Annotated in this window: 7 protein-coding genes; 6 read left to right on the plus strand and 1 reads right to left on the minus strand. The window is 51.0% G+C overall.

Features of this window, described 5'->3' with window-relative positions; all coding sequences use genetic code 11:
• Positions 1–342: 342 nt before the first annotated feature.
• The gene (locus PsWM33_RS02625) at positions 343–1224 is read right to left on the minus strand and encodes a LysR family transcriptional regulator (protein ID WP_063295278.1); all 882 of its coding nucleotides are present in this window, start codon (positions 1222–1224) and stop codon (positions 343–345) included.
• A 105-nt stretch (positions 1225–1329) separates the two neighbouring features.
• On the opposite strand from PsWM33_RS02625, the gene PsWM33_RS02630 reads away from it, so the two are divergent.
• From PsWM33_RS02630 to PsWM33_RS02655, 6 genes are all read left to right on the plus strand, one after another.
• Entirely contained in the window at positions 1330–2781 is a 1452-nt protein-coding gene (locus PsWM33_RS02630; RefSeq protein WP_063299120.1) for an aldehyde dehydrogenase family protein, read from the plus strand.
• Entirely contained in the window at positions 2781–3812 is a 1032-nt protein-coding gene (locus PsWM33_RS02635) for a membrane dipeptidase (RefSeq protein WP_063299121.1), read from the plus strand. Before PsWM33_RS02630 ends, PsWM33_RS02635 begins: the two co-directional genes overlap by 1 nt.
• Before the next feature lie 37 nt (positions 3813–3849).
• The gene (locus tag PsWM33_RS02640) at positions 3850–5394 is read left to right on the plus strand and encodes a BCCT family transporter (RefSeq protein WP_063299122.1); all 1545 of its coding nucleotides are present in this window, start codon (positions 3850–3852) and stop codon (positions 5392–5394) included.
• Positions 5395–5470: 76 nt separating this feature from the next.
• Positions 5471–7165 carry a hypothetical protein gene (locus PsWM33_RS02645; protein ID WP_244276644.1) on the plus strand — a complete coding sequence of 565 codons (1695 nt, stop codon included), beginning with the start codon at positions 5471–5473 and terminating at the stop codon, positions 7163–7165.
• Positions 7166–7813, plus strand: coding sequence for a DUF3726 domain-containing protein (locus PsWM33_RS02650; protein WP_057464568.1), 648 nt, complete (start codon positions 7166–7168; stop codon positions 7811–7813).
• 94 nt (positions 7814–7907) lie between these two features.
• A complete protein-coding gene (locus PsWM33_RS02655; protein ID WP_082826845.1) occupies positions 7908–8264 on the plus strand; it encodes a RidA family protein in 357 nt (118 codons plus the stop codon).
• Positions 8265–8358: the final 94 nt, after the last annotated feature.

The following is an 8358-nucleotide window of genomic DNA, read 5'->3' on the forward strand; positions in this document are numbered from 1 at the left end:
ACTAACTTTCAAACCGGACCACTCAAGTGGGGCTGATCAATGTCTTTCGGTTGTTTTTGTCATTGTAACGATGCTTACTTAAAGAGTCCCGCGCGACCACTGGTGCTCTGCTGTCCCTCTTTTCTTCAAAATTGTTTTGCCCGCACCCATGCGCGCATTGGCCTCTGATATAACATGTTTATTCCAGTTTCTTCAGTGCTCGGATTATCGTTCCTCTGCTTGTTGTTTTCTGCTCCTGGCACACGAGTCTCTAAGTCGAAGTTTAAGCTTTTGCAGTGTGCTGCGGCTGCTAATGAGCGAACTTGGATAATTTGAGCGACGAGCCCTAAGTATCAAGATTAATCATCCTCTCTCCTTCACAAACATCAAAATCGCCTGCTCCAGTTCTTGTGCTGCCGGAGATGGTGGGGTGTCGGATTTTCTGATGAGTTGGATTTCGCGTTGTATGTTGGTTTCAGGCAGGGGGATAAAGCTGATTTCTTCTGAGTTGAGCATCTGTACTGTGGTTTCGGGGAGGATCGTAATGCCGACCTTGCTGCGGACCATGGCTATCAAAGATGTGATGTTGTGAACTTTTAGTCCTGCGTTTGTATGAAGTTGCTGGCAGTCGGGAATTTGGATGGACTGAGAGAGGTTATTGCTAATCAGACGTTCGTCTTGAACGTCAGACCAACGCAACTTATCTCCTAACTTCAAGAGCTTACAAGACTTGTGGCAAAGAATTCCAAAGCGATCTGAGAAGAGAGTTTGAGTGTGAAATGAAGTGGCGTGCCCCTGTGTGGATGCAATCCCTAGATCAATCCGGTCTTTTGCCAGTTCGCGCAGGATGGATGCAGAATCCATATCTCGGAGCTCGATGTGAACGTCTGGGCGCGCAGAGAGATATTGGGCGATGACTTCAGGCATGATTGTGTTCGCAACGGATGGGACGGCAGCCAATCGCACTTTTCCGCTTTTTGCTTTTGCGAAGTTCACAATGTCCTGAACCATGCCGTCAAATTGATAAAGTTCCCGCTCTGCCTGCTCCAGAACGAAAGATCCAAGCGCTGAGAGTCGGTTCTTACGATCGGTCTCAAACAAAGATTGTCCCAGATTTTCTTCCAGCTGCTTTAGCATCATAGAGAGTGCAGAGGGGGTGCGCCCAAGAACCTCAGCTGCATCACTGAGGTTGCCGGTTCGTGCAACTGCAACGAAGCAACGAAGCATCTCAATTTTGATCTGCATTTCAATTTTCCTGAAGCAAGTTACAGAAGTTTGATTTTGACTGAAATTGAATCATGTGTCCATAGTCTGCTCAGTAATTCTACGGGTGAATAGGCAGCAGATCACATGGTCGACACAAAACTGAACCTCATTGCAGGAAACTGGACCGCTGGCACAAGCGAAGTTGAGAACCGGAACCCATCGGATCTGAGTGATCTTGTCGGTTTATTTGCGCAGGCGTCTGCTGACCAGTTGGAAACGACCTTAGATCAGGCACGCATTGCTCAGGCGGAGTGGGCCGCTTATGGCATTGAGCGCAAATACAACGTGCTGAATGCGATTGGTACAGAGATGATGGCGCGTGCAGAGGAACTCGGCACGCTGCTTTCTCGTGAAGAAGGTAAACCTCTCGCCGAAGGTAAGGGCGAAGTCTACCGTGCGGGCCAGTTCTTCACCTACTATGCAGCTGAAACACTGCGTCAGATCGGTGAAAATGCAGATTCTGTGCGGGATGGTATCGAGGTTGATGTCCGTCGGGAAGCTGTTGGCGTTGTTGCGATCATCTCTCCGTGGAACTTCCCAACAGCAACGGCTTCCTGGAAGATTGCACCAGCGCTTGCATTTGGAAATGCTGTTGTCTGGAAACCGGCAAATTTGACGCCTGCTTCTGCTGTCGCTCTGGCAGAGATTATTGAGCGGCAAGACATACCCAAAGGCCTCTTCTCACTGGTCATGGGCTCTGGTCGTGACGTTGGTCAACGTTTGGTTGAGAGCCCAAAGGTCGATGCGATTTCCTTCACGGGTTCTGTTCCGGTTGGCCGCGGCATTGCATCAGCAGCTGTTCAGAATTTCACACGTGTTCAGATGGAAATGGGCTCCAAAAACGCTCTTGCAGTCATGGATGATGCTGACCTTGATCTGGCTGTATCTTTAGCAATCGGAGGGGCGTTTGGCGGAACCGGGCAGAAGTGCACCGCTTCTTCCCGTCTGGTTGTCCACGAAGCCATTCATGATGCGTTTGTTGAGAAGCTCATTGCTGGCACAAAAGCCATGAAGGTTGGCCATGCATTGCAGAGGGGAACTCAGATTGGTCCGGTCGTTTCTGAACAACAACTCAACGAAAATCTGGCTTATGTTGAGCTTGGTAAGTCCGAAGGTGCTGAGCTCGCATGTGGTGGGCAGCGTCTGGAGATGCCGACACAGGGTTTCTATATGTCTCCCGGTGTCTTCCTGAACTCGAATAATTCCATGAAAATCAACCGTGAAGAGATGTTTGCACCATTGGCGGCAGTCATCAAGGTTGGCAGTTATGATGAAGCGCTCGCGACCGTTAATGACACCAATTTCGGACTGACATCAGGCATCGTGACGCAAAACCTTGCAAAGGCAACCCATTTCCGCAGAAACGCGCGTACAGGGTGTGTGATGGTTAATCTGCCGACAGCTGGTACTGACTATCACGTTCCATTTGGTGGTCGTGGAGACAGCTCGTATGGCCCACGAGAGCAGGGCTCCCACGCGAAGGATTTCTACACCATCGTCAAAACCTCCTACATCTCATCCGGAGTTCCTGTGTGATGTGGATCGACAATCTTCAATATGCCAACTGGTCTGAGAAAATCTTTCGGCAAATGCGGGCAGGGGGATTAGACGCTGTTCATGTAACGATCGCGTATCATGAGAATTTTCGCGAGACAGTTCTCAATTTTGAGCAGTGGAACCGCTGGTTTGAGCAATACTCTTACCTCATTATGCCCGCTTATGTGGCCGCTGATATTGATGTTGCACGCGAAACCAACCGCACAGCAATCCTCTTTGGGTTCCAAAACCCAAGCCCGATTGAAGATGATATCGGCCTCGTTGAGATTGTGCACCGCCTTGGTGCACGATTCATGCAGCTGACATACAACAACCAGTCGTTGCTTGCCACAGGTTGCTATGAAGCTGAAGATACCGGCCTTACCCGGATGGGCAAACAGGTTGTGAGGGAGATGAACCGGGTCGGGCTTGTCGTGGATATGAGCCATTCTGCTGATCGGTCGACGATTGAGGCTGCGGATTACTCTGAAAGGCCAATCGCAATCACGCATGCCAATCCGTTTGATTGGGCACCTGCGCTGCGTAACAAGAAAGATGATGTTATTCAGGCCGTTGTGCAAAATGGCGGAATGCTGGGCTTCTCGCTTTACCCGCATCACCTCAAAGACAAATCGGCGTGCACGCTTGAAAGCTTCTGCACGATGATTGCGCGGACTGCCGAGAAGTTTGGTGCACAGCATTTGGGTATAGGCTCTGACCTTTGCCAGGACCAGCCAGATAGCATCGTGGAATGGATGCGTATGGGGCGTTGGACAAAAGAGACGGACTACGGTGAGGGATCGGCGAGCGCGCCGGGCTTCCCGCCAATGCCTACATGGTTCGAGAGCAACAAAGATTTTGGCAACCTTGAAAAAGGTTTGCGAACTGTCGGTTTCAATGAGGAGGAAACTGCAGGGATCATGGGCCGAAATTGGTACTGCTTTTATGAAAGCAGTTTTCACGCAGCGCCAGCCGAAAAGAGGCTGCTTAACTCACCCCCATCGGAGTTGAAGAAGAACTGTTCAGCTTAACTGAACATGCTGCATTGCCGTCACCAGGGAGGGAAACATGACGGACATTACCAAGCAATCTGTAGAGGACGCTAACGATACCAATATGCCGCTGCTTGCGATTACAGGTGGCTTTATCGTGCTCTTCTGCTTAGTCGCACTTATCAATCTCGATGTATTATCGGCATTTGTTGATTGGGGCTTCAATATTTCTGCAACATACTTCGGCTTGTTTTGGCAGGTGCTGCTTCTGTCGACGTTTCTATTGGGCTTGATCCTTTGTGTATTGCCGGGCGGCAAGGCAATTATGGGCAACCTGGCAAAGCCAGAGTTTACGGTCTTCCAGTGGGGCGCAATGATCATGTGCACCCTGCTAGCAGGTGGCGGTGTCTTCTGGGCTGCGGGTGAGCCAATGGCGCACTTCCTGTCATCGCCTCCACTGTTTGGCGCAGAAGCCGGCACGGATGCTGCCGTGGATGCAGCCATGGCACAAAGCTTTATGCATTGGGGCTTTTTGGCCTGGGCGATCCTTGGCTCTTTGAGTACCGTGATGCTGATGCATTATCACTATGAAAAAGGATTGCCACTCGCACCGCGGACCTTGCTTTACCCAGTGTTTGGCGACAAAGCGATCAACGGTCCAATTGGTCTCATAGCAGATGCGTCAAGTATCATTGCTGTGGTTGCTGGAACCGTGGGTCCGATTGGCTTCCTCGGGTTGCAAGTCAGTTACGGTCTGAGTGATCTGTTTGGCATTCCAGATGGGTTTACAACACAAGCTGTTGTGATTGCTGGCCTGGTCGCGCTCTATACGATTTCAGCCATCTCCGGTCTTTCCAGAGGTATCCAGCTTCTGAGCCGCCTGAATGTCATTCTGGCTGCCGGTCTGCTGCTTTTCGTCTTGCTCGCTGGCCCAACAGCCTTCATCTTCAACAGCTTCTTCTCAGGCTTTGCAACATATCTTGGCAACTTCTTCGGCATGGCGCTTTACCGCGGCGAAGCTGGTGTCTTTGGTGAGCCGGGTTGGCTTGGCTGGTGGACTGTGTTCTTCTGGGGCTGGTTCATGGGATACGGCCCGTTGATGGCAATGTTCATCGCGCGTGTCTCTCGTGGCAGATCCATTCGCTCTATCGTGATCATGCTGTCCATTGTCGCGCCAATTGTCACAAACTTCTGGTTCACTATTGTTGGCGGTTCTGGGATTGCATTTGAACTTCAGCAGGCTGGGTCAATCGCGACTGCTTTTGAAGGTTTCAACCTTCCAGCTGCACTCTTGGCGATCACACAGCAGTTGCCGCTTGGCTTCTTTGTCTCAATCCTCTTCTTGGTTTTGACAACGATTTTCGTAGCGACAACAGGTGACTCCATGACCTACGTCATCTCTGTCACCATGTCCAAGAGCGGAACACCATCTATGGCAGTTCGTGTGTTCTGGGGCATTGCAATGGGTATGATGGCAATAATCCTGATTTCAGTCGGGTCTGGCGGCGTCTCAAAGTTGCAAAGCTTTATCGTCATCACCGCAGTACCAGTATCCTTGCTACTCATTCCGTCACTTTGGGATGCATTGCGCATCACAATAGCGAAAGGAAGAGACAGCTAAGCAAATTGCCCGAGCACATATATCCAATATGGCTCGGGCAATTTAAGCTTCGGATTGTCCAGAGGATGAGATGATTATGAGTGTTTGCGAAACCGATGTAATCCAACTGCGTTCACCTGATAAGGTGATGAAGTTGAGCCGGCTCGGTTCAATCCACCAATCGCGCCTATCCTTCATGCGTATTCTTCTAAGACGCATGCAGAATGAAAATTGGCGATTTGACCGACCTGTCTTTGAAATGGATGAATGCGGTGTTGGGCACGCTGTCTATTGCGCTCATGGTCCGGACCGAACCTACTCTCTTGTTGCCTTCTCGCATGATCTTCCAGCTGAGAAACGATCAGACCGCGTGATCGCGGATGCCTGGGACGCTACGTTCACTCTTTTTGACGGTATTCCAACCTCTGAGGATATTGAACGTCTTTCTCGCAACGTACCTTTGCAAGAGGCTGGGCGCATTTGTGAGACAGAACTATCACTGTCACGCGCCAACCGTTCGGCGCGATTGTGGGAGCACATTGTAACGGCTCTGGCAAAGGGAGAGCAGCCGGATCTCCAAAAGATCGAAGCCGTCGGCTATCTCATGCGTACCACAGCCGTTTATGGGTCAGGCAAGTTTGGGGCGGCGGATCGCGAAATGATCGCGGACCGTCCTGAGTTTCAAAATCCGTTCCAGGTGGAGATGCTTTCCGTCTTTCTGACACGTGCTTTTGTGCGCGACCTTGTCGAGTATATGGCGCGAATGAAGGGGGGCGAAAAAGCTGTAAAGTTGGATCCTGCTATCGCCCGTTCTATGGGCATTGGGAATTCAACTGGCCTCGGAATGGCGCCATTTCTGCTCAATCACCCTGTACTGTTTAACAACTGGATTGCCGCCCGGGAACAAGCGGCTGCACGCGTACGTGCACTCCCTCAGGCAAGTGAACAAGAGATTGAACTCTTTCGTGAGTTGTTGGCGCGCAGCATTTTATTGACTGCGTCCTGGACAACGGACCATCAGATCCAATCTGAAAAGACTGAAGGGCTCAAGCGTGACCTTGTATCGTTGCAGCAGCAGGCCGAAAACATCTCTGATGCAAGTGATCACCCTTGGAACCAGTTAAATACCTGGGCAGAAAAGGAACTGTCTCTGGAAGGGCAGGAGTGCCTGACTTCCTTGATGCTGGAGCCTTATGGGGCACTTGTTGATGATCTCGCAAACACCATGGCCGCTGACAACACGCCAACATTCCGCATTGCTGGAGCGATGACACTGCAGGATCTGCGAGAAGTTCTCGAACGGGTCTATGGTTGGGCATTGGAAATTGATTGGAGTGATCAGCAGAACAAAGCAAAGGCCTGGTATGTCTCAGAGGAGAAGCTGGAGCCACGTCTGGGTGAACGCTTTGAAGAGCCGATTGAAGAATACGAGCAACCTTTAGCGCCCGGACGTGATGCAGCTGCGCTTTATCATGCTCTGGGCCACTGGCCAGAAGACAAAAACATCGCTCAGTTTCTGCTGAGGCATCCTGAATACCGTCACATCGTTCGCCGCGCTCAGATTGTCAATCAGGCACCCTATGCTGAAATCCGCGACAACACGATTGCAAGCGATGTTCTGCCGATCGATATGTTGAGATGTAAACTTGCCTTTTTCGGCGCAGTGCAATTCGATCCGCGCTCTGATCGTTGGGTACGCATCAACATGTATGCAAACGCGCCTTATCCGGAGGAGTTGGCGTCACAATCTGATGATTTCTGGGTCTATCCAGCACTGAGCAGGGGCAACTAGATGAGTTATTCTCTCAATGAAATCGAAGCGATGTGCAAGCGTGCTTCTCGCGGTGCAGGGTTGCCATGGGGCTTATGTGAGGAGGCCGCTAAAGGAACGCGCTGGCTTGCCTCTTTTGGATTTCCTGGGCCAGACTTGCTTGTCTCACTCTTAGAGCTGAACGACAGATTACCAGCAGTTGACCTGTCACCGGTGGCACTTCAGGGCATTTGGCGTGCTCCGGCAGGCAGGCTAAGCCCGCTCATTGCGGGCGCCGCGATGAGCGATTGTGCGATCAAAATGGAGCTGGGCAACATCATAACAATGTTGGAAGTTGATTACCCATTGCTGGTCGTCCCTTTTGCATCTGGTGCAGCCTTGCGTCTTGGCCAGCCAGTTGCTGTGGAATGGGAAGGCACGCGCATGGTCACCAATGGCAAGGAACTCTGTGTTCAGGGCAACTCGGAGGCGATTTTATCCTCCCATGCCAAACGGGTTGAATGTTCTGCTCCGGCACAAATGCTCTCGCAAAGCAAACCTATCCATAGAGCGGTTGTTGGGGATGCATGTTGGGCCCGGCTTGGGGTATTTGCACAGCGAACTTTCGCCCCGGCGACAGAAGCATCCCGCCTGCGTGGCGCTGGTGCTGGCCTGACAGACAACGACTGATCAGCAGCCGCTCTTCAATCTCAAGATTAAGAAAACCGATGGAAGAGGTCAGGTGTTTGCATGAACACGCTGACTGATGAAAACTGGAGTAAAAATGAGCTCAGAACTCAAAAAACTAGGCGGTTCAAAGCGCTTTTCTGCCATAGCAATTCACAATGATGTTGTTCACTTGGCAGGTCAGGTGTCTCAGCTGGTTGAGGGTGACATCACCGAACAGTCAAAAGATGTTTTTGCAAAAGTTGACAGCTTGCTTGCTGAGGCAGGGACAACTCGTGAAAACGTATTTTCCGTCCAGATCTGGCTGGCAGACATGCGTGAATATGATGGGATGAATAATGTCTGGGATGAGTGGGTCGCTGATCTCAACGCAGCCCCAACACGAGTTTGCGTCGAAGCCCGCATGGCGAAACCTTACTACAAAATCGAGGTTCTGGTGCTCGCAGCGCTTTGAAGACAGACCCAAACAGAGCAATGGCCCTGTTTGGGTAATTTAAACGGTTAAAGAGGTGTCAATGAGCGTTCAAAATTGATCCGGCATCATCATT

This window comes from Pseudovibrio sp. WM33 (genome assembly GCF_001623165.1).
GTDB lineage: Bacteria > Pseudomonadota > Alphaproteobacteria > Rhizobiales > Stappiaceae > Pseudovibrio.